We start from the raw sequence: 20,516 nt of genomic DNA on the forward strand, positions 1-20,516 counted from the left end.
TAAAAAAGCCCCGGACCTGCCGGGGCTTGATGTGGGGGAGGCGCAGCAATCAGCGGATTTCCAGCAGGCTTTCGTCCCAGCTGGGGTGTTTTTCCAGACCGATGAGGTTGGCGACCGTGGCGGCGATGTTGGAAAGGCCCGCCTGTTCGGTTTGCTTGAGGGAAAGCTTGCCGCCGCTCACGTTGTCGTAGAGGATCAGGGGCACCGGGTTCAGGGTGTGGGCGGTCTTGGCTTTGTAGGAGCCGTCCTTGTTCTTGGCCGGTTGCTTGGTTTTTTTGTCCAGCTCGTACATTTCGTCCGCGTTGCCGTGGTCGGCGGTGATCAGGGCAATGCCTCCGGCGGCGTCGATGACCGGGAGCAGGCGTTCCAGGGCCAGATCCACGGCTTCCACGGCCAGGGTGGCGGCGCGGAAGTTGCCGGTGTGGCCCACCATGTCCCCATTGGCGAAATTGCAGCGCAATACCTTGTGTTTCCCGCTTTTTACGGCGGCGATCATGGCGTCGGCGATTTCGGCGGATTTCATCCAGGGGCGCTGCTCAAAGGGCACCACGTCGCTGGGCACTTCCTGGGTGGTTTCCCCTTCAAATTTGCCCGAACGGTTGCCGTTCCAGAAATAGGTAACATGGCCGTATTTCTGGGTTTCGGAGCAGGCGAACTGGGTGACGCCGGCCTTGGCGAACCATTCCCCCATGGTGTTCTGGATGGCCGGTGGGGCTACCAGATAGCGCCGGGGTAGCTGCAAATCCCCATCGTATTGGAGCATGCCCGCGTAGGTGACCCGGGGATGGCGCACCCGGTCGAATTTGTCGAAGTGTTCTTCTTCAAAGGCCCGGCTGATTTCGATGGCCCGGTCACCCCGGAAATTGAAGAAAATCACCCCGTCCCCGTCCTGGATGGGGCCCAGGGGCTGGCCGTCCTGGGCGATGACGAAGGGGGGCAGATCCTGATCGATGGTGCCCGGGTGGCTCTGGCGCAGGGCCTGGATGGCCGCCGTGGTAGAGGGAAACTGTTCCCCTTCGCCCAGCACGTGGGTTTTCCAGCCCGCCGCCACCATGGCCCAGTTGGCTTCGTAGCGGTCCATGGTAATGACCTGGCGGCCACCGCCGGAGGCGATTCGGGCATCGAAGCCGGCATCGGAAATATCCGCCAGGAAGGCTTCAAAGGGGGTGACATAGTCCAGGGCGCTGGTTTCCGGCACGTCCCGACCGTCCAGCAGCACGTGGATGCGCACCGTGGCAATGCCTTCCGCCTTGGCCTGGGTGACCATGGCCTTTAGGTGGTCGATGTGGCTATGCACATTGCCGTCGGAAAAAAGCCCCAGGAAATGGAGTACCCCGGGCCGCCCGTTGGCGCCCTGTTTGACTCCATCCACCACCTGGCGCCAGCCGTCCCCCTGCCAGAGGCTGCCGGAGGCGATGGCCTGGGCCACCAGGGCCGCCCCCTGGGCATAGACCTGACCGGCGCCGATGGCGTTGTGGCCCACTTCCGAATTGCCCATATCGTCGTCGGAGGGCATGCCCACCGCCGTGCCGTGGGCTTTCAGCCGCACATTGGAATAGTGGGCGAAGAGCCCGTCCAGGGTGGGTTTGCGGGCGGCGGCGATGGCACTGCCCAGATCGTTTTTGGGCAGGCCGTAGCCGTCCATGACAATAATCACCACGGGCCCGGGCACGCCGGGGAAAGAGGAGAGCTTTTGCAGCATGGGAGAATCCTGTGAGGGACGGAAAGGAAATGCCGTTCCGTTTCGGCGGACCCCTGGGCCGGGAAAATCCCGGGGCCGGGCCGAAATGCACGGATTTGGCGCCGGGCGAAGTATCCTAGTGCACCGGAGCAACGTCAATCCGGAAATACCCGAAATTCCATGGAGGAGACGGCATGGTGGAAACGGTAGCAAACAGCGGTACAGCAACCCGCGCCATCAATCTGGCCTTGCAGGGCGGGGGCGCCCACGGGGCCTATAGCTGGGGGGTGCTGGACGCCCTGCTGGAAGACGGGCGTTTTGAATTCGAGGGGGTGAGCGGCACCAGCGCCGGGGCGGTGAACGGGGTGGTACTGGCCAACGGCCTGATGCAGGGCGGCCGGGACGGGGCCCGGGAGGCCCTGGCGGACTTCTGGCAATCCATTTCCGTGGATATGCCCATGGAGCTGCCCCTGGAAATGCCCTTTTCCTTCCTGGGCAACGACAATTCCCCCATCCTGCCCGCCACCCGGATGATGCTCAACTGGACCCAGTACCTGTCCCCCTATCAGCTCAATCCCTTCAACTTCAACCCCCTGCGGGACCGGCTGGTGGAGCGCATCGACTTTGCCGGGCTCCAGACCCATAGCCCAGTACGTCTCTTCCTCGCCGCCACCAATGCCAATACGGGCAAGCTGCGCCTCTTTCGCAACGGGGAGTTGAGCGTGGATACGGTGCTGGCCTCCGCCTGCCTGCCCATGCTCCACCACGCCGTGGAAATTGACGGGGAGCCCTACTGGGACGGGGGCTATTCGGCTAATCCGGCGGTTTTTCCCCTGTTTTACGAATGCCAGAGTAAAGACAATCTGCTGGTGCTCCTGGCCCCCCGCAGCTTTGGGGAATTGCCCACGGGGGCCGATGCCATCCGGGCCCGGGCCCTGGAACTGGCTTTCAACACCAGCGTGCTCCGGGAAATGCTCATGTTCGCCAACGTCACCGCCTTTTCCCAAGCCCATCCCGGGGCCCCCGGGGGCCTGGAGCAGCGCCTCATTTCCACCCGCTTCCACCTCATTGAGGCGGATAGCCTCCAGGCCCAGTACGGCAGCGCCACCAAAATCACCGTGGATTGGCCCTTCCTGCGCACCCTCCACGACCAGGGCTATGAGGAGGGAAAGCGCTGGCTGGCGGAAAACGGGGACCAGGTGGGGCATCGCAGCAGTATTGATCTGAAGGCCCGTTTCGGCGCTTGAGGGGGCGGCCTGCCCTCAAGGAGGACGGCCCCGGGGAACCAAATCCGAGGGGCGCCCCTCCCAAAAGCAGGCCCTTTCTATTTCTGCCCTTGCCATGAGCCCAACTCACCTTAACGCGGAAACCCCCGCCCAGCTTCAAGCCCGCCACCAAGCCTGGCGCCAGGCCCGTGAGGCCGAACTATCCGGGCCGGAAAGCTGGCTGGGGCTGGCGGGCCTGTATTGGCTGGAGCCGGGCGCCAACCCGGTGGGAAGTGCCGGAGAAAACAGCGTGATCCTGCCCCGGGGCCCGGCCCGGCTCGGCGCCCTAGATTGGGAGGGGGAAGCGGGGGTGTATTGGCGCCCCGCCTCCCCCGGAGAAACCCGGCGGGAGCCGGGTGGGGCCGGGGCGGCTGCGTCAGCGGATGGCTCCCCCGTACCCGCCGATCCCTGGGCCCAGCCCCTGGCGGATGATCGGGAGGGGCGGCCCGACCGGGTGTGCCTGGGGGGTCTGGTCTTTTTCCTCATCCGCCGGGGGGAGCGTCTGGGCGTCCGGGTGCGGGATCTGGACTGGGTCGCCACCCGGCCCTTTGGTGGGGTGCCCACCTATCCCTTTGATCCAGCCTGGCGCCTGACGGGCCGCTGGGAGCCTCTGGAGCCGCCCCAGACCCTGCTGGTGCCCGACGTGACGGGAGAGGAACGGCCCGTCACCGTGGATCACGGGGCCCGCTTTACCGTGGCCGGGGAAGACTACCAACTGCTGCCCCAAAGCGTGGGGCCGGACGGAGTACTGCTGGTTTTCCGGGAGTGGGGTAGTGGCCGGGAAACCTACGGGGGCGGCCGTTTTCTCCATTGCCCGCCACCTGAAGGTGGGCGCATTCTCCTGGACTTCAACCGGGCCTATAACCCGCCCTGCGCCTTTACCCCCTTTGCCACTTGCCCTCTGCCGCCCCCGGAAAACTGGTTGCCCCTAGCCATTCCTGCCGGGGAACGGAAGTGGGACGGCCATCCCTGATGTCGGCCTCCGGAAGGCCTTGGGGGCCGCCCTTCTCCGGGAGATAGGGGTGGAGAAAGGCCCGGGGCGGCCCGGACTGGACAGACCCGGTGGCGCCTGGCCTACAATAAGCCGATCAGTTCAATGTCATAGCTGACGCGCCAGCGGAAACGTGGGGGCGTCCCAAAGGAGCCGGCGGTGGACGATCATCAGCGACTGAAAACCCTGCTGGACGCCTTGCCCGATCCGGTGTTTTTCAAGGATGGGGAAGGGCGTCTGCGCCTAGCCAACGGGGTGGCCCTGGAAGTCTTCGGCCTGGACCGGGTGGCCTGGCAGGGCAAAACCGACCTGGAGCTGGCCGGGATGCTACCGGACCGGGCCCAGGCCCTGGTGGTCTGCCACAGCCAGGATCAGTTGGCGTGGGAAAAGGGCGGCCGTCACGATTCCCTGGAGCGGGTACCGACGGCGGATGGTCGGGAGCTCCTGAGTTACGAAGTCACCCGGGTGCCCCTTTTTAATCCGGATGGCAGCCGCCGGGCCCTGGTGGTGGTGGGGCGGGACTGCACCGCCCGCAAGGCCCTGGAAGAGGTGGAACTGCGTCAGCGCAACAGCCTGCGCCATCTGAACGAAATTGCCGCCTTTACCCAGCTTTCCCTGGCGGAACAGTTCCGTCGCGCCCTGACCATCGGCGCCGCCCATCTGGGCCTGGAATTCGGCCTGATTGTGGCGGTGGAAGGGGAGGAAGGGCGGCTGGTATCCCACGTTTCGCCCCCCGGGGTGCTGGCAGATGATCTGCGCCTGCCCCTGGCCCAGACCTATTGCAGCCTGACCCTGGCCCAGGGGGATGTGCTGGCCCTGCGCCAGACCGGGCGCTCCCTCTATCGGGATCACCCCGCCTACCGCTATCTGGGGCTGGAGTCCTATATCGGCGTGCCGGTGCTGGTGCGGGGTCGGATTTACGGGGTGGTGAGCTTTGCCTCGGTTTATCCCTACAAGCGGGAGTTTGACGAGGGGGACCGGGAATTTCTCAATCTCCTGGGCCGCTGGGTGGGTACCGCCATCGAGCGCCAGCAGTGGGAGGAGGAGGTGCGCCAGCTAGCCTACTACGATTCCCTCACCGGCCTGCCCAACCGGCGCCTCTTGCTGGACCGGCTGGAACTGGCCCTGGCCCAGGCCCGGCGCCAGAAGCGGGCCCTGGCGGTGATGTTCCTGGATCTGGACAATTTCAAGCAGGTCAATGATGCCCTGGGCCACGACGCCGGGGATCAACTGCTTCGGGAGGTGGCCCGGCGCCTCAAGGCCTGTGTGCGGGAAGGGGATACAGTGGCCCGTCAGGGCGGGGACGAATTCATCATCGTTCTTTCCGAAATCGGGGCGCCGGAAGACGCGGTCCGGGTCGCGGAAAAAATCCGGGATGCCCTGGTGCGACCCATTGCCGCAGGGGGAGATTACCGGGTGACCACGGTGAGCATGGGCATTGCCATCCGCCCCCGCCATGGTCGGGACGGGGTGCCGGAGCTGATGAAAAAGGCCGATGAGGCCATGTATGCCGCCAAACAGGGCGGCCGGGACGCCTATCGCTTTCACCCTTGAGGGGAAGGGAGGGTCTCAAGGGGCCAGGCTAGCATTAGAGGCCGTGAAGGCGGGTAGGGGCGAAGGGGGGCCAGGAACGCCAATAGGGACGCCGTTTTTCTCCCTATTGGTCTTAGGGTTAAGGTCGGAATAAAGATAAATCTCTTTGATATATAAGAGAATTCTTACCCTATTGGGTTTGCGTCACCCCTCCCGTAACGGTAGACTCGCCCTGTCCCCCAACGCAGGGGCACCGGTTTTCCTGGAAAACCGCCTTTAACGATACAAACCGCTACGGTTTTTCCCCAATGCCTTCCCTGGATGCCCTGGATATCCTGAAAACCCCGGTCTGGCTGGTCGCCCCCCAGCCGGAAGAACTGGTCTTTGCCAACGGTGCTGCTCGCCAACTGACCGGGGAAGCCACCCTGGAACGCCTGCGCCACGGCGCCTACTCGGCCCACGCCCAGCGCATTTTGACCGCCTACCTGCCAGCCCTGGCGGGGGACGAGCAGGTTGTGGAAATTCTCACCGTGGCCCGCCACGGGCGACCGGGGCCGATCAGTTGCCGCCTTTCCCTGACCCGCAGCCAGGGTCGGGAGTTGATCGTTTTTGAGGGGCTCCACACGGAAGTCCCCGGGGTGCCCGGCGCCATGCCCCTCCTGGGGCGCTTGTGCACCCGGGAATATTGCCGGGACGAGCGGGGCTTTTACGAGCGCCTGTTCCGCACCAATACGGCGCCCATGCTCCTTATCGACCCCCAGGAGGATGGCCGCATTGTGGATGCCAATCAGGCGGCCGCTGGTTTCTACGGCTACACCCACGATCAGCTTTGCGCCCTGCACACCTGGGAAATCAACGTGCTGGGGCGGGAGGTGGTGCCCGTCATGCACGAGGTGGCCAAGCTGCCCGGAGGCCACAAACCCCTCAATTTCGAGCACCGCCTGGCGGACGGCAGCACCCGCCATGTCCAGACCTATGCCGGGCCTTTGGAACTGGACGGGCGGCGTCTGATGCTCTGCATCATCCATGACATTACGGAACAAAAGCGCCTGGAACAGGAACTGGAACGGGCCGCCCTGCGGGACGCTCTGACCGGCCTGGGCAATCGGCGCCAGTTTCTCCAGCTGGTGGATCAGGCCCTGTCCCACAGCCGCCGCTACCATGAGGCCTTCAGCCTGCTCCTGGTGGATGCGGATAATTTCAAGGGCATCAACGACGGTCACGGCCATGACATCGGCGACGAAGTGCTGAAGCTCCTGGCCCACACCCTGGAAGCCCGGACCCGGGAAAGCGATGCGGTGTGCCGCTGGGGCGGGGAGGAATTCGTGGTCTTTCTCCCCCATACGGACCTGGTGGGGGCCCAGGAACTGGCCGAGGGGGTGCGTGCCGCGGTGGAGTGCCTGGTCCGCCCCGATCTACCTCCCCTGACCGTGAGTATTGGGGTCGCCCAGTATCGGGCCGACGAAGACGCCACCAGCCTCTTTAAACGAATGGACGAGGCCCTCTACCGGGCCAAGGCCGGGGGGCGGAACCGGATTCAGGCCTCCTAGTCACCGGACGGCCTGGACCGGAGGGACGCACCTCGGAGGAACCACCCCGGTTTCCCCCGGGGGGCGGTGACAACCCGGGGCCCGGCAGCCCTTTTAGCGCATGGCAAACAATTCCTGGTGGAAGCATCCGGCGGCCAGACCCCGGCCCCTCAGACCCGTTTCCATGGCCCGGCCAAAAGCCTGGGGCCCGCAGAACCACACTTCCGCCTGCTGCCAGTCCGGCACCACCTGACAGAGCCGTTCCACATCCAGACGCCCATCCCGTTGCTCCCAAAGCAGATGGAGCTTGACTCCGGCCTGGGCTGCTGCCCGGGTGAGCCGCTCCACGGCGCTGGCGTCATAGGTGGCGGTGGCGTGGAAGAGGTCGATTTCCGAAGGCTTTGGGGCGGAGCCGAGGGCGTCCAGCCGGGCCAGGAAGGGGGTGATGCCGATACCGGCGCCGATCCAGATCTGGCGCGGTTTGCCGCCGAAGGTGAATTGACCGTAGGGGCCTTCCACCCGCACCGGGTCGCCCACGGCCAGTTCCTGGGGCAGGCGCCGGGTGTAGTCCCCCAGAGCCTTGATCATGAAGCGTAAGCGCCCATCCCCGTGCCAGGCGGAGCTAATGGTGAAGGGATGGGCCCCTTCTTCATGGTGAAAGGTGAGATAGGCGAACTGACCCGCCTGATGGCCCGGCCAGCCCTGGGGAACCTGGATTTCCAGACTCAGGACGCCACTTTCCGGATGTACTTCCCGGGCCAGGATTTTGCCCGTGACGGGGCGCCGTCCGGCCCGGCGGCCGAACAGGGTGAGGAAGGCGGCTACCGTGCCCAGGGTTAGCAACAGGGCCATGATCAGGCCCACCGGGCCGCTCCAGTAGTCAGCCTTGAGCAGTACCACGCTGTGGAAGACCAGGGCCAGGTACACCAGGGGGAAAAGCCGGTGGGTCTGGAAAAAGCGCCGGTAGGGGAAGTATTTCACCAGGGCCAGGATCATGAGCAGGGCGGCGGCGTAAAAGGCCCATTCCCCCACCTGTTCCGCCGGGCCGTGGAGGTGTTGCAGCACCTGCTGCCAGGAGCCGTCGGGTAGAGGGGGGCGGCCATGGCGGGCGGGCCGGGTGAGCCAGCCCAGACCTACCAGCCATTTGGGGCCCTGGGCCAGAAGCCAGTGCCCCAGAGAGAGCACCAGGGCGCTGATGCCCAGCCATTTATGCAGGCGATAGAGCTTGTCCAGACCGCCCAGGCGTCGTTCCAGGAAAAGGGGGCGGACGGCCAGAATCATGGCCAGGCTCATGACCCCCATGAGTACCACGCCGCTGGCCTGCATGAGGAGTTTGCGCCAGGCGAAAAAGTCCCCCAGTTGGGAGAAGTCGGGCTGGTCGGTGATCCACCAGGCCAGGAAGAGTACGGTCAGGGCAGCCCAAAAGCTGCGGGTCAGGGTTTTCATGGCAAAGCCTCTTGCGTTAAGTCTGAGGTCAGCCTAGTGTCCTAATATCTTTCTCGCAAGATAATTTGCAGAACCTTACACCCCCCTACATTTCTTTGTAATCGGTGACAAAAACCAGGAAAGAAGGGGGCGGAGCCGCCATGGAAAACCAACCAAGCCTCGCTCACCATACCTGGGACTCTTCCCTGGACCCCCTGGCGGTGCCCCTGTTCCTTACCCTGCAATGGGCCCAGGGTCAGTCCCTGGCCCGCATGGGGCCCCTGTTGGCGAAACACGGCCTGAGTCAGGCGGAATTGGATGTGCTGGCCACCCTACGTAACGGGGGGCAGGAGAAGGACGGGAGCAGGGGGGAAGGGCGCTTTGAACTGACCCCCTCCCGGATTCAGGCCCGCATGCTCATTACCTCCGGTGGCCTGACCAAGGTGCTGGCCCAGCTGGAGCGGCGGGAGCTGGTTTCCCGCTCCCGTCAGGAGGGGGATCTGCGGGTAAAGCCCGTGTCTCTTACCCCCGCGGGACGGGCGCTAGTGGAAGCCGCCATGGCGGATCTGGTGGCGGCGACCGGAGCCTGGATGCGCCACGCCCTGAGTTCGGAAGAGATGGTCCGGCTGCAAACCCTGCTGGCCCGGCTGGCGGGAATGGGGCCCGCCCGGGAAACGGGGGACGACTCCCGGGAATAGGGGCGTTCGCCTTTCTAGGGGGCGCAGGACGATGGGCTAAATGCCGTCACCCCTGCTAAGGGGGGGGCTAGGAAACATAGGGAAAAGCGTGGCACGAGGGCCCGTGGGACATCCCAGGGGCTTCAGCCACGCCCCTTTCCCCTTGCCTAAATGCGGCTTCAGACCACCACCAGGCTCTGCCGGCCCCACCAGGTTTCCCCCGGGGCCAGTTCGATGGGCTGGGCTACGGCGGCGGCTTCCACGCAAAGCATGTAGCGAAAGCCGCTGGGAGGCATGTCGTCCATGGCCCCGCACTTTTCTTCCCAGGGATTCCACACCACCAGATCGGGGAAGCCTTCCGCGTAAATGCCCAGGGTCCGGTCCCCGTCTTGCAGCATCAGGGGCTTGGTTATGCCCGGATAGAGCCGGTCCACCTCTTCTTCCACCTGAAGCTCCGTGCCCGTATCCCGGTATTCCTGGAGGTCGCACCGGTCCAGGTAGGTGGCGCCGTGAAGCCCGGTGAGGGTGCTTTCTTCCACCTCTTTGACCTTGAGGTAGGTGTGCAGGGCGGCGGTGAAGCTGAAGGGTTCTCCCTCTTCCTGGTCCGGGTTTTCCACTTCCAGTTCCATGTCCAGGCGCTGGCCTTCCAGGGCTACGGTGAATTCGGCCTTGAAGGGATGGGCCCAGTAGCCGTAGCTCACCTCGTCCGCCTCCAGGGTAAAGACCGCCAGCACGGACTTACCGTCTTCCCGGAGTTCGCTGAGGCGCCAGGGCAGGAGCCGGGCGAAGCCGTGACGGTGGAAGGGGCCGGTGTCGGCGAACTGGGGAAAGATAATGGGCACGCCGCCCCGGATGGCCATTTCCGGCTCAAAAAAGGAATCTGGGCTGAGATAGAGCTGTTCCTTGCCCCCGGCGGGAATCCAGGACACCAGCTGGGCGCCCTGGCGAGTAATGACGGCCTTGGCCCCGTCCGGGGATTGGAGATGGACGGCCTCCAGGCCATTGAAATCGGTGTAATCGGGTAATTCGGTCATAACGGGCGATCAGAGGGGATAGGGGTGGCTGGGCCGGGCGGGCATTTTACCCCGAGCCGGGCCGGACCATGGGGCCTGGCCCCGGGGAAACGGAAAACGCCGGGGAAACTCCCGGCGCCATGGGGAGGAACCCGGGGCGGCCCCGGGCTCCGGCGATGGAATGGGGCTTAGAGGCTCCGTTCCAGCACCCGGCGGCTCACTTCCGGCGTCACTTCCCGGGTTTCCCCCAGGGCCGTCATGCCGTGGGTTTGCAACTGGGCGATGACCTGATCCACCCCATCCTGGCCCACTCCGTAATCCGCCAGGCGGGTTTTGGTGCCCATGGCCTCAAAGAATTCCCGGGTTTTGGCGATGGCGGCGTCAATACGGGCAGCCACGCTACCTTCCCGAATACCCCAGACCCGTTCCCCGTACTGGAGCAGCTTGGCTTCCTTGGCCTGGCGCCGTTCATCCATCATGGCGGGCAGCACCACCGCCAGGGTCTGGCCGTGATCCATGCCGTAAAGGGCGGTGAGTTCATGGCCGATCATGTGGGTGGCCCAGTCCTGGGGCACGCCGCAGGCGATGAGGCCGTTCAGGGCCAGGGTGGCGGTCCACATCACATTGGCCCGGATGTCGTAATCCTGGGGATTGGCCAGGGCCTGGGGCCCGATTTCCACCAGGGTTTGCAGCAGGCTTTCGGCAAAGCGGTCCTGGACCGGGGAATTCACCGGGTAGGTCAGGTACTGCTCCATGACATGGACGAAGGCATCCACCACCCCATTGGCAATCTGGCGGGGAGGCAGGGTAAAGGTCTTGGTGGGGTCCAGCACGGAAAAGCGGGGATAAACGGCGGGGTGGAGGAAGGGCAGCTTGGCTTTTAGCTCCTTGCGAGTTACCACCGCCCCGTTGTTCATTTCCGAGCCGGTGGCAGGCAGGGTCAGCACGGTGCCCAGGGGCAGGGCGCCGGTGACCTTGGCGCCATGGCTGGTGAGAATTTCCCAGGGATCGCCCGCGTAGCAGGCAGCGGCGGCGATGAATTTGGTGCCGTCAATCACCGAACCGCCCCCCACGGCCAGGAGGAAGTCGATTTTTTCCCGACGCACCAGTTCCACGGCGGGCAGCAGGGTTTCATAGGCCGGATTGGGTTCGATACCGGAAAATTCCAGCACATGGCGCTGACCCAGGGCGGCTTTGACCTCGTCCAGGGTGCCGTTTTTGCGCACGCTGCCGCCGCCGTAGGTGATCAGGACCCGGGCGTTCGCGGGGACCTGCTTGTCCAGGTCGGCGATGCGGCCTTTGCCGAAAATGATGTGGGTGGGGTTGTAATAGTCGAAGTTCTGCATGGCAGTCTCCTGTAGGGGGAAAGGGGCGGACCGCAGGGCGGTCCGGAAAGCTAAGCCTGGGTCGGAGGAAGACCCAGGCGGGAACGGGTAAGGGCCATGGCCTGGTCCAGGGCGCTTGCATCCAGGCGTAGCTTGGTGAGCAGGCTGGCGCCCAGCCACAGGGCGTAAAGCTCCAGGGCGGTGGCCGAGGGATTTGCCAGGGCGGGCAGGGAACCATCTTTTTGCCCGGTGGCCAGGGCTTCCGCCAGGCGGGCTATGATGCGCCGGGTGCCCTGATCCAGGGCTTCCCGCATGGCCACGGACAGGTCGGCTACCTCGGCGGACAGCTTTACCACCAGACATTGTTCCTCGGCCCGGCAGCCTCCCTGGTGGCGGCGCCAGCTTTCCCAGTAGTCCAGCAGGCCGGTGGCGGCCTGGGGGGTGGTCAGCAGCCGGTCCAGGTCGGCCAGATAGCGGTCGAAATACCGCTCCAGCAGGGCGGTGCCGAACTGTTCCTTGGAGCGGAAGTAATGGTAGAAGGAGCCCTTGGGCACCTGGGCGCTGCCCAGGATTTCCGCCAGTCCCACGGCGGCGAAACCTTTGCCCAGAATAATGGCTTCCCCTATTTCCAGAATGTGCTCCCGGGTGTCCGGGTGGGGGAGGGATGAAGTATTCATGGGCACCAGTCTAAATAAAATTAGACCGGTCGTCTAGTAAACAAAAAGGGGCTCGCTTGCTGGGGTGCTCACGCCCGCCCCCTTCTCTGATGTTGGCTGGGAAGGGGCCGATGAGACTCTGGCCTTCTGGAGAGAAGCCGGGGCCGAACTAAGGCTGGGAGCGGAAAAACTGGCTGGGAGGAACGCCGAAGGCCCGCTTGAACATGGCGGTAAAGGCGCTGGGGCTGGCGTAGCCCAGTTCATTGGCGATCTGGGCCAGGGGCAGGTTCTGGGCCACCAGGGTGGCGGCCCGGGAGAGGCGCAGTTGCTGGCGCCAGAGCCCGAAGCTCATGCCCAGTTCGCTTTGAAACAGCCGGTTCAGGGTGCGGGGGCTGGCCCCCACCTGGGCGGCCCAGTCCGCCAGGGGGCGTTCCGTGGCCGGATTTTCCAGGAGGGCGTCGCAGAGGGCCTTGAGGCGCCGGTCCCGGGGCATGGGCAGCCCCAGGGCCAGGGGCTGGGCTTGGCGCAGCTCCTCCAGGAGCAGGGTCTGGATCATGGTGCGGCGGGGCTCTTCCGGGGGCGGTGTGGTTACCAGGGCCTCGCTCAACGCCCCCAGCAGATGGGAGACGGCCACCACCTTGCAGGTTTTTTCCGGCAGGGGGGATTTGGCCCCATCCACGTACAGGGTGCGCAACTCCACTTCCCCCAGGGTCACCAGATGGTGCACCACCCCGGCGGGAATCCAGATGGCCCGGTAGGGCGGGACGATCCAGGCCGTATCTTCCGTGGAGAGCCGGATGGTGCCCGCCACCGGATAGGCGAACTGGCCCCAGGGGTGGCTGTGCCAGGGAATTTCCATATCCGCCGCCCCCTGGCGGAGATTGACCGTGACCGGGTCTTCCGGGCTGGGGGGGCGACGATGGAGATTGGGGAAGGTTTGGCGGGCCATGGCACTGGATTTGGCGTGGATGCGATAATTATTGTCCAATTGCTTTGTTTTTGCCAAGCCTTTCCCAGGTAGCATAGACGGGTCAAGAAAAGGGCTTTTTTGCCCTGGGCCGATTACGAGGATAGATCCATGACCGCTGCTGTTGCCGCTTCCGCCAACGACGCCCCGGAGGGGCGCCGGGACGGGGGCATTATCGCCGTGGTGGGCTTTGCCCACGGGGTTTCCCACTTTTTCCACCTGCTGTTGGCGCCCCTGTTTCCCTGGCTGATGAAGGATTTCTCCCTCAGCTTTACCCAGATCGGGGTAACCATGACCCTGTTTTTTGTGGTCTCCGGCTGCGGTCAGGCTCTGGCTGGCTTTGCCGTGGACCGCTGGGGTGCCCGGCGGGTGCTGTTCTGCGGGGTGGGCAGCCTGATTGCCGCTGGTCTGGTACTGGCGGCGGCCCCCGGAGTCTGGGCCCTGTTTCTTTCTGCGGCCCTGGCGGGGGCAGGGAATGCGGTTTTTCACCCCTGTGACTTCACCCTGCTGAACCGGCGGGTGTCCCCGGCCCGGTTGGGTCACGCCTTTTCCATCCACGGCCTGTCCGGCAACCTGGGCTGGGCGGCGGCCCCGGCCTTTATGACCGGGCTGGCCACCCTGGCGGGTTGGCGTATAGCGGCTCTGGGGGCGGCTCTGCTGGGAGTAGCGGTATTGGTGATTCTCTTCATCTGGCGGCGCCATCTGGCTACCCCGGCCCTGAGCCCGGAAGCGGCCAAGGCCGGCCAGGGGGATTCCCCCTTTGCCTTCCTCAAGGTGGGGGCGGTGTGGCTATGCTTTGGCTTTTTCTTTTTCACCACCGCGGCCTTTGGCGCCTTTCAGAATTTCGGTACCCCGGTGCTGGAGCGGGTCTACGGCCTATCCTTGGCCCTGGCCGCCTCGTCTTTGACCGCTTTCCTGCTGGGGGGCGCGGCGGGGATCGGGGTCGGGGGCTTTTTCGCCGGGGGCACGGTGGCCCACGACCGGCGTATTGCCGCCCTGCTGGTGGTGGCGGCGCTCCTGGCCCTGGTGCTGGCCTCCGGTTGGATACCGCCCATGGCGGTGCTGCCCGTCATGGCGGCCATGGGCTTTTGCACCGGTCTGGCCGGGCCTTCCCGGGATTTGCTGGTGCGCCGGGCGGCGGCGGCCCGTTTCGGACACCAGGCCTATGGCCGGGTCTATGGCTTTGTCTATTCCGGCCTAGATTCCGGTCAGGCCCTGGCGCCCCTGCTGTTTGGCCCCTTCATGGACCGGGGGGCGTTTGCCGGGGTGCTGGTGGGGGTAGCCCTGTTCCAGGCCTGCGCCGTGTTTACCGCCTTGGGAGTGGGGCGGAATCAGGCCAAGGGGGGCTGATGCTGGAATCCTCCGGAATCCAGTAGGCAAAAAGGGACGCCCAGGCGTCCCTTTTTTGTGGCCCTTACCCCTTGAAGCCATGGAGAGACAAGAAAAAGCCCCCGAAGGGGCGGAAAAGGAGGGTACAGCAAAGGGGGGGGCAGATCAGTGGCTACGGCTGGGGCGGCGGCCTCGGGGCGTGGCGGCATCCAGGGACTCTTCCAGGCCTTCCGTGACCTTGGCCGCGGTGTCGCTCAGGCTGGTGACGGTTTCCTGAATCAACTGTACGGCGGGCAGAATTTCCTGGGGGGTGGCCCGGCTAGCCTTGTCGATGCTGTAGGCCAGATATTCGTTAATGCCGTGGGCCTGGGATTCAAAGGACTGGATCAGTTGTTCCTGGGCGCTGATCCAGGTATCCAGCCAATCCTGGGAAAACTGGATGGCGTGGTCCTTGAGGCTTTCCCCCAGGGCATGGGAGAGGTTCGGGGCATTTTCCTGGCTGTGCCGGGAGAGGTTGGAGAGGCAATCTTCCTGGGCTGACCGCACTACGGTCAGGGCCCGTTCTCCCTGATCCAGAGCCAGATGCACCAGCCCGGCGAAATGGTCGATAGCGTTCAGGCTCAGGGTGCCCGCGTTGGGATTGATATAGTACATGGCTGTGCTCCAAGGGAAGGGGGTAGGGTCTTTTCTACCCCTTCCCCGTTACAGGGAAATGACGTGGACATGGTGGCTCGGGCGCCCCACTCCGCCCCTTTTTCCTCCCCCTTGAAAACCCGGTGACCGCCTCCACCTGGGGAGGGTAGAAGGCGTTCCCCGCGCCCGGTTTTCCCCTAGAGAAGCTGGAGGTACACAATGCTGAACCTGGTCTATAACAGCGAATCCTATTCGGTCCTGGCCTATCCGGCCCAGCAGGGCTATGAACTGCTGGACAAGGAGGGGCAGCGCAGCCTGTTTATTCAGGGCGCCCAGGCGCTTTGCTTCAAGGCCTCCATAGAGGCCGTGGCGACGGAAACGCCGGAGGTGGAGACTATTGACGCCTTTCTGGATGATTACTGCGCCGGCAGTGCCCGGCCCATCGTTTATCAATGAGGCGGTGAGGCCCTCAGGGCGGCTCCCGGGGGCAGGAAGCTCGTACCCGGGGAGCGCCCTGCCGTTCCGTTCCCGCTGGGGCGGGGGCAAGCCGGTTATAATGCCTCCTTCTTTACTGCTTTCCGGACATAGACCCATGGCGATTTACGAATCCGAACACACCAAGTTCATGCGCGAGCAGCTGGCCCAGCACCCGGAATGGGTGGAAGACCAGCGCCAGGGCCGGGCCCTGTGGTGGGACAAGGATCTTTCCCCCGCCGAACAGGCCGGTTTTCAGGCGGCCAAGGTGGCCCAGAAATCCTATCCCTACGACGTGAACAGCAAGTAATCCCGTTCCCCGCCAGGTCGGGGAGATGGCAAAAAAAGGCCGGTTGCCCCTTCGGGTTACCGGCCTTTTGCATTGGCGGGGGCGGGAACCCGGGTCGCCACCTCCGGTGCCGACGGGCCCACCCCCTGGAACGGTTAGTCTTGCAGGCTGAGAATCACCCGTTTTACGGTGGAATCCTCCGGATGGGGATGAACGGCGAAGCCTAAGCTGGTCATGAGTTTGAACATTTTTGCATTGCCCGATAGTACGTCCCCCACCACCGCCCGATAGCCCTTGCTGCGGGCGCAATCCACGATGGCGGCCATGAGGCGGCGGCCAATACCGTGTTTCTGCCATTGGTCCGAGACCGCCAGGGCGAATTCCACCGTTTCCCCGTCCGGGTTGGAGACGTAGCGGGCCACCCCGATCTGGACCTCCTTGCCTTCCTTTTCCGTGACGGCCACAAAGGCCATTTCCCGGTCGTAGTCGATCTGGGTAAAGCGTACCAGCATGGATTGGGTCAATTCCCGCAGGGTGTCCATGAAGCGGTAGTACTTGCTTTCCTCGGATAGCTGGGCGACGAATTCCTTTTCCATTTCCGCGTCTTCCGGGCGGATGGGCCGCAGAGTCACGATCTGGCCATCCGGCAGCACCCAGTCGTCGATCAGGTGGGAAGGGTAGGGGTGGATGGCCATGTGGGAATAGCGGTCATCCGCCGGGGCCGCGTAGTCGATGACGATACGGGCGTCGGCGGCCACCGCGCCGTTTTCATCCACGATCAGGGGATTGAGGTCCAGTTCCTGAATCCAGGGCAATTCGCAGACCATCTGGGAAATGCGCAGCAGCACGTCCTCCAAGGCCTGGAGATTGGCCGGGGGCATGTTGCGGTAATTTTCCAGGAGCCGGGCGGCCCGGGTGGAACGGATCAGGTCCTGGGCCAGATAGCTGTTCAGGGGGGGGAGGGCGATGGCCGTGTCACCGAAAATTTCGCATTCCGCCCCGCCCACTCCCAGGGTGATAACGGGCCCGAAAATCCGGTCCCGCAGCACCCCCACCTTGAGTTCCCGACCATGGGGTCGGGCCACGAAGGGTTCGATGGAAACCCCGTTGATCCGGGCGTCGGGCACGTTGCGGCCGACCGTGTCGATGATGTCGTGATAGGCGTTGCGCACCGCCGCCGCGTTGGCAATGTTGAGGCGCACCCCGCCCACCTCGGATTTGCGGGAGAGGTCGGGGGAATCCACCTTCATGGCCAGGGGGAAACCGATCTGTTCCGCCAGGAGCAGGGCTTCCGTGGGGGTGCGGGCCACCATGGTCTGGGCCACGGGCACCTTGAAAGCCCGGAGCACGGACTTGGATTCCATTTCGGAGAGCACCTTGCGCCGTTCGGATAGCACCGCCTCGATCAGCATCTTGGCCCCTTCCGTCTCGCTCTTGGCCTGACGGGGCGCCGGGTCCGGGGTTTGCAGCAGAAGCTTCTGGTTACGGTAGTAGGTGGAAATGTGGGAGAACAGATCCACCGCCGTTTCCGGCATGCGGAAGGCGGGAATGCCCGCCTCCGTGAGTAGGCGGCGGCAGGCCAGGGTGTGTTCTTCCCCCATCCAGCAGGCGACGATGGGCTTGGCGCAGGTTTCGCTGGCGCTGATCACCGCCCGGGCCACTTCCTCCGGCTGGGTCATGGCCTGGGGGGTGAGCATGACCAGTAGGCCGTCGATTTCTTCCGCCTGGGTACAGGCCAGAATGGCGTCCCGGTAACGTTCCGGGGTGGCGTCCCCCACAATATCCACCGGATTGGCGTGGGACCAGTTGGGGGGCAGCACCCCGTTTAGGGCGGTGACGGTCTGGGGCGCCAGGGTGGCCAGGGGAATGCCCAGCTCCGTGGCCCGATCCGCCGCCATGGCGCCGGGGCCGCCCCCGTTGGTCATGATCAGCAGCCGGTTGCCGCCGGGACGGAATTTGGAAGCCAGCCCCCGGGCGGCGTAGAACAGCTGGCCGATATTCCGAACCCGTACCACTCCGGCCCGTTTGATGGCCGCGTCAAATACGGCGTCCGAGCCGGCGGCTACCCCGGAATGGACCTGGGCGGCGGCGGAACCGGAGGCGTAGCGCCCGGCCTTGAGCAGAATAATGGGCTTGATGCGGGCCGCCGAGCGGAGGGAACTCATGAAGCGCCGGGCGTTGCGGATGCCTTCCACGTACATCAGGATGTAGTGGGTGCGGTGGTCATAGACCAGGTAATCCAGAATTTCCCCGAAATCCATGTCACTGGAGCCCCCCAGGGAAATGACCGAGGAAAAGCCCACCCCGTTCACCTTGGCCCAGTCCAGGATGGCGGAACAGAGGGCGCCGGACTGGGACACCAAAGCCAGATTGCCCGGATTGGCGGACACCTGGGCGAAGGTGGCGTTGAGCTTGATGGCGGGACGGATGAGGCCGAGACAGTTGGGGCCCAGGATGCGCACGTTGTAGCTGCGGGCGATTTCCAACATCTTCCGTTCCAGGGCCGCCCCCGTATGGCCCGCCTCGGCAAAACCGGCGGTAATAACGATGGCGAACTTGACCCCGCTACGCCCGCACTGCTCCACGATTTCCGGTACGCTGCGGGGCTTGGTGGCGATCACCGCCAGCTCTACCCGAGCACCGATTTCCTCTATGGATTTATAGGCCTGTAAGCCTTGCACCGTTTCGTGCTTGGAGTTAATGGGGTAAAGGCGTCCCTGGTAGCCCCCTTCCAGGAGATTGCGCAAAATGACGTTACCCACCGACCCTTCCCGGTCGGAGGCGCCGATGACGGCGACGGCTTTGGGCTCGAAAAGGCTCGTCAGGTAGTGTTGTTCCAGCATGATTCACCTATGGGTCGGCAGTGGCGAAAGGGTGGCGGCTGGGTGGCCGTCCGCTCCGGTGGGGCCCGGGTGAAACTCCCCCGGTATTTTTATTGTATGGTGCAGCGCAAAAATTTATCACGCCTCCATCTTTACGTCAGCAGGGGAAAGCAATTGAAGTCTAATGGAAATTCCGTGTCCGAGGGGGAGAAGGCTAGGCCTACCCCCTTAGGGGAGCCGTCGCCCTGGATCGTCGCCCATGGGAATGATCTGGCGCCCGGCAGCCGGGTGTTGGATCTGGCCTGTGGTCGGGGGCGCCACGCCCGTTATTTGGCGGCCCGGGGGCTAAGGGTGGTGGCGGCAGATCAAGACCGGGAGGCTTTGGCGAGCCTGGAAGGTATTCCGGGCATCCAGCCATTCTGGGCGGACCTGGAGGGAGCGCCCTGGCCCTGGGAACGGGACCTCTTTGACGCCCTGGTGGTGAGCCGTTATCTCCATCGCCCTTTGCTGCCCCATTTAGGCCCCACCCTGAAACCCGGAGGCGTTCTGCTTTACGAAACCTTCATGGTGGGCCAGGAAGCCCTGGGGCCGCCCCGCCGGGCGGAACACCTACTCCAACCCGGGGAATTGGGGGATTGGGCCCTGTCCGCCGGGCTGGTGGTGGAGGATTTTCAGGAAGGCCCGGTGACCGTGGCCGGGCGGCACCAGGTATTGCAGCGCCTCTGCGCCCGGCGGCCCGTATCGGGAGCGGGGGAAGGGCGGGCGCCGACCTTAAAAGGCGGCGCTGGCGGCTAGCAGTTCCCGGGCGGCCCGGGTCAGGGTGGCCCCGTCCAGGTTGTCCAGCACCAGGGGGGCGGCTCCCTTCCCGTTCTCCGGCCCGTAGTGGCGCAGGGAGCGCTGATAGAGGGGGTCGTAGTGGCGCTGTAGGAGATCGGCTACCAGGGCGGGCCAGTCCCCTGTGGCAATGAGGGACTGCCAGCGCCCCAGCACCTCCTTGCCCACCAGTTCCTTGAGCCGTTCCAGGCGGGCCAGCAGGGCCTCCTGGTCTGTAAGGAAATAATCGTAGTCCTCCAGCAGGTAGGCGACCCGGGCTTCCATGGGCACAGCCACCGGCTGGCGGCGTCCGGCGGCCATGGCAGTGAGGAGGGCAGTGGGCAAGGCCAGGCGACCCACCTTGCGGCTTTCCGCTTCAACGAATAGAGGTCGGGCTGGGTCCAACGCTTCCAGCTGCTGCCAGAGGGCGGTTTCAAACGCTTTCTGGGAGGGCTGCTGCTGGCCGGGGCAAAGCCCCAGCACCGAGCCCTTGTGGCAGGCCAGGGCTTCCAGATCCAGAATCTGCCCCCCTTCCCGGGCAATGGCCTGGAGCAACCGGGTTTTGCCGCTGCCCGTGGGGCCGCTGATGACCTGAAGGGCAAAGCGTCCGGGCAGTTCATCCAGCCCTTCCAGCACCCGGTGCCGATAGGCCTTGTAGCCCCCTTCCAGCTTGCAGGCTTTCCAGCCCACCTGGCGCAGGATAATTTCCATGGCGCCGCTGCGTTGCCCGCCCCGCCAGCAATACACCAAGGGCCGCCATTCCTTGGGCTTGGCAGCAAATTGCTGGCGCAGGTGGTGGGCAATATTTACCGCTACCAGGGCGGCCCCCAGCTTACGGGCTTCAAAGGGGGAAACCTGCTTATAAAGGGTGCCCACCTCCGCCCGCTGGGCGTCGTCCAGCACCGGGCAGTTGATGGCCCCGGGAATGTGGTCTTCCGCGTATTCACTGGGGGTGCGGACATCGATGATTTCCGCAAACTGGTCCAGCTGTGCTACGGTCGCCACCCCGTATTGCTGCATGATAGGGACTTTCCTTAATAATTTTTGAGGCGGGATTCTACCGGCTTCCAAGGGCTTAAGGTCACTCCGGCCCG

18 protein-coding genes are annotated in these 20,516 nt (G+C 64.6%); 9 read left to right on the forward strand and 9 right to left on the reverse strand.

Annotated elements, in window-relative coordinates; genetic code table 11:
- Nucleotides 1-49 precede the first annotated feature (49 nt).
- Nucleotides 50-1,702, reverse strand: a complete 1,653-nt coding sequence (gpmI, locus tag Azoinq_RS13860) for a 2,3-bisphosphoglycerate-independent phosphoglycerate mutase (protein WP_216128316.1) — start codon at nt 1,700-1,702, stop codon at nt 50-52.
- Between the two features lie 173 nt (nt 1,703-1,875).
- Between gpmI and Azoinq_RS13865 the strand changes: the two genes are divergently transcribed.
- The 4 genes from Azoinq_RS13865 to Azoinq_RS13880 all read left to right on the forward strand — a co-directional run bounded on the left by Azoinq_RS13865 (nt 1,876) and on the right by Azoinq_RS13880 (nt 7,020).
- The gene (locus Azoinq_RS13865) at nt 1,876-2,928 is read left to right on the forward strand and encodes a patatin-like phospholipase family protein (RefSeq protein WP_216128315.1); all 1,053 of its coding nucleotides are present in this window, start codon (nt 1,876-1,878) and stop codon (nt 2,926-2,928) included.
- Between the two features lie 94 nt (nt 2,929-3,022).
- Nucleotides 3,023-3,919 (forward strand): DUF1684 domain-containing protein, encoded by an 897-nt coding sequence (locus Azoinq_RS13870; RefSeq protein ID WP_216128314.1) that lies wholly within the window; start codon nt 3,023-3,025, stop codon nt 3,917-3,919.
- Nucleotides 3,920-4,096: 177 nt separating this feature from the next.
- The gene (locus Azoinq_RS13875) at nt 4,097-5,491 is read left to right on the forward strand and encodes a diguanylate cyclase domain-containing protein (RefSeq protein ID WP_216128313.1); all 1,395 of its coding nucleotides are present in this window, start codon (nt 4,097-4,099) and stop codon (nt 5,489-5,491) included.
- A gap of 287 nt (nt 5,492-5,778) precedes the next feature.
- The gene (locus tag Azoinq_RS13880) at nt 5,779-7,020 is read left to right on the forward strand and encodes a sensor domain-containing diguanylate cyclase (RefSeq protein ID WP_216128312.1); all 1,242 of its coding nucleotides are present in this window, start codon (nt 5,779-5,781) and stop codon (nt 7,018-7,020) included.
- 93 nt (nt 7,021-7,113) lie between these two features.
- On the opposite strand, the gene Azoinq_RS13885 is transcribed toward Azoinq_RS13880, so the two are convergent.
- A complete protein-coding gene (locus tag Azoinq_RS13885) occupies nt 7,114-8,445 on the reverse strand; it encodes a ferredoxin reductase family protein (RefSeq protein WP_216128311.1) in 1,332 nt (443 codons plus the stop codon).
- A gap of 140 nt (nt 8,446-8,585) precedes the next feature.
- On the opposite strand from Azoinq_RS13885, the gene Azoinq_RS13890 reads away from it, so the two are divergent.
- A complete protein-coding gene (locus Azoinq_RS13890) occupies nt 8,586-9,122 on the forward strand; it encodes a MarR family winged helix-turn-helix transcriptional regulator (RefSeq protein WP_216128310.1) in 537 nt (178 codons plus the stop codon).
- A 158-nt stretch (nt 9,123-9,280) separates the two neighbouring features.
- Here Azoinq_RS13890 and Azoinq_RS13895 read toward each other — a convergent pair whose 3' ends face one another.
- The 4 genes from Azoinq_RS13895 to Azoinq_RS15165 all read right to left on the reverse strand — a co-directional run bounded on the left by Azoinq_RS13895 (nt 9,281) and on the right by Azoinq_RS15165 (nt 13,083).
- Entirely contained in the window at nt 9,281-10,135 is an 855-nt protein-coding gene (locus tag Azoinq_RS13895; protein WP_216128309.1) for a D-hexose-6-phosphate mutarotase, read from the reverse strand.
- A 167-nt stretch (nt 10,136-10,302) separates the two neighbouring features.
- Complete coding sequence (locus tag Azoinq_RS13900; protein WP_216128308.1) at nt 10,303-11,460, reverse strand: iron-containing alcohol dehydrogenase; 1,158 nt, start codon at nt 11,458-11,460, stop codon at nt 10,303-10,305.
- 50 nt (nt 11,461-11,510) lie between these two features.
- On the reverse strand, nt 11,511-12,116 hold the full coding sequence (locus Azoinq_RS13905) for a TetR/AcrR family transcriptional regulator (RefSeq protein WP_216128307.1): 606 nt from the start codon (nt 12,114-12,116) through the stop codon (nt 11,511-11,513).
- 148 nt (nt 12,117-12,264) lie between these two features.
- Nucleotides 12,265-13,083 carry an AraC family transcriptional regulator gene (locus Azoinq_RS15165; protein WP_269751300.1) on the reverse strand — a complete coding sequence of 273 codons (819 nt, stop codon included), beginning with the start codon at nt 13,081-13,083 and terminating at the stop codon, nt 12,265-12,267.
- A 90-nt stretch (nt 13,084-13,173) separates the two neighbouring features.
- Between Azoinq_RS15165 and Azoinq_RS13915 the strand changes: the two genes are divergently transcribed.
- Entirely contained in the window at nt 13,174-14,412 is a 1,239-nt protein-coding gene (locus Azoinq_RS13915; RefSeq protein WP_216128306.1) for an MFS transporter, read from the forward strand.
- 144 nt (nt 14,413-14,556) lie between these two features.
- Here Azoinq_RS13915 and Azoinq_RS13920 read toward each other — a convergent pair whose 3' ends face one another.
- The gene (locus Azoinq_RS13920) at nt 14,557-15,045 is read right to left on the reverse strand and encodes a hypothetical protein (RefSeq protein WP_216128305.1); all 489 of its coding nucleotides are present in this window, start codon (nt 15,043-15,045) and stop codon (nt 14,557-14,559) included.
- A gap of 198 nt (nt 15,046-15,243) precedes the next feature.
- Between Azoinq_RS13920 and Azoinq_RS13925 the strand changes: the two genes are divergently transcribed.
- Both Azoinq_RS13925 and Azoinq_RS13930 read left to right on the forward strand, forming a co-directional pair.
- Nucleotides 15,244-15,480 (forward strand): DUF3567 family protein, encoded by a 237-nt coding sequence (locus tag Azoinq_RS13925; RefSeq protein WP_232368502.1) that lies wholly within the window; start codon nt 15,244-15,246, stop codon nt 15,478-15,480.
- Between the two features lie 136 nt (nt 15,481-15,616).
- The gene (locus tag Azoinq_RS13930; protein ID WP_216128304.1) at nt 15,617-15,808 is read left to right on the forward strand and encodes a DUF3460 family protein; all 192 of its coding nucleotides are present in this window, start codon (nt 15,617-15,619) and stop codon (nt 15,806-15,808) included.
- Nucleotides 15,809-15,942: 134 nt separating this feature from the next.
- Here the strand turns inward: Azoinq_RS13930 and Azoinq_RS13935 are convergent, their stop codons facing one another.
- Complete coding sequence (locus Azoinq_RS13935) at nt 15,943-18,630, reverse strand: bifunctional acetate--CoA ligase family protein/GNAT family N-acetyltransferase (RefSeq protein ID WP_216128303.1); 2,688 nt, start codon at nt 18,628-18,630, stop codon at nt 15,943-15,945.
- Between the two features lie 174 nt (nt 18,631-18,804).
- On the opposite strand from Azoinq_RS13935, the gene Azoinq_RS13940 reads away from it, so the two are divergent.
- Nucleotides 18,805-19,404, forward strand: a complete 600-nt coding sequence (locus Azoinq_RS13940) for a class I SAM-dependent methyltransferase (protein WP_232368503.1) — start codon at nt 18,805-18,807, stop codon at nt 19,402-19,404.
- Here Azoinq_RS13940 and mnmH read toward each other — a convergent pair.
- Nucleotides 19,381-20,442: a tRNA 2-selenouridine(34) synthase MnmH gene (gene mnmH, locus Azoinq_RS13945; RefSeq protein ID WP_216128301.1), complete on the reverse strand. Its 1,062-nt coding sequence runs from the start codon at nt 20,440-20,442 to the stop codon at nt 19,381-19,383. The genes Azoinq_RS13940 and mnmH overlap by 24 nt on opposite strands.
- Between the last annotated feature and the right edge of the window lie 74 nt (nt 20,443-20,516).

Origin of the sequence: Azospira inquinata (genome assembly GCF_018905915.1) — a bacterium.
Taxonomy (GTDB): domain Bacteria; phylum Pseudomonadota; class Gammaproteobacteria; order Burkholderiales; family Rhodocyclaceae; genus Azospira; species Azospira inquinata.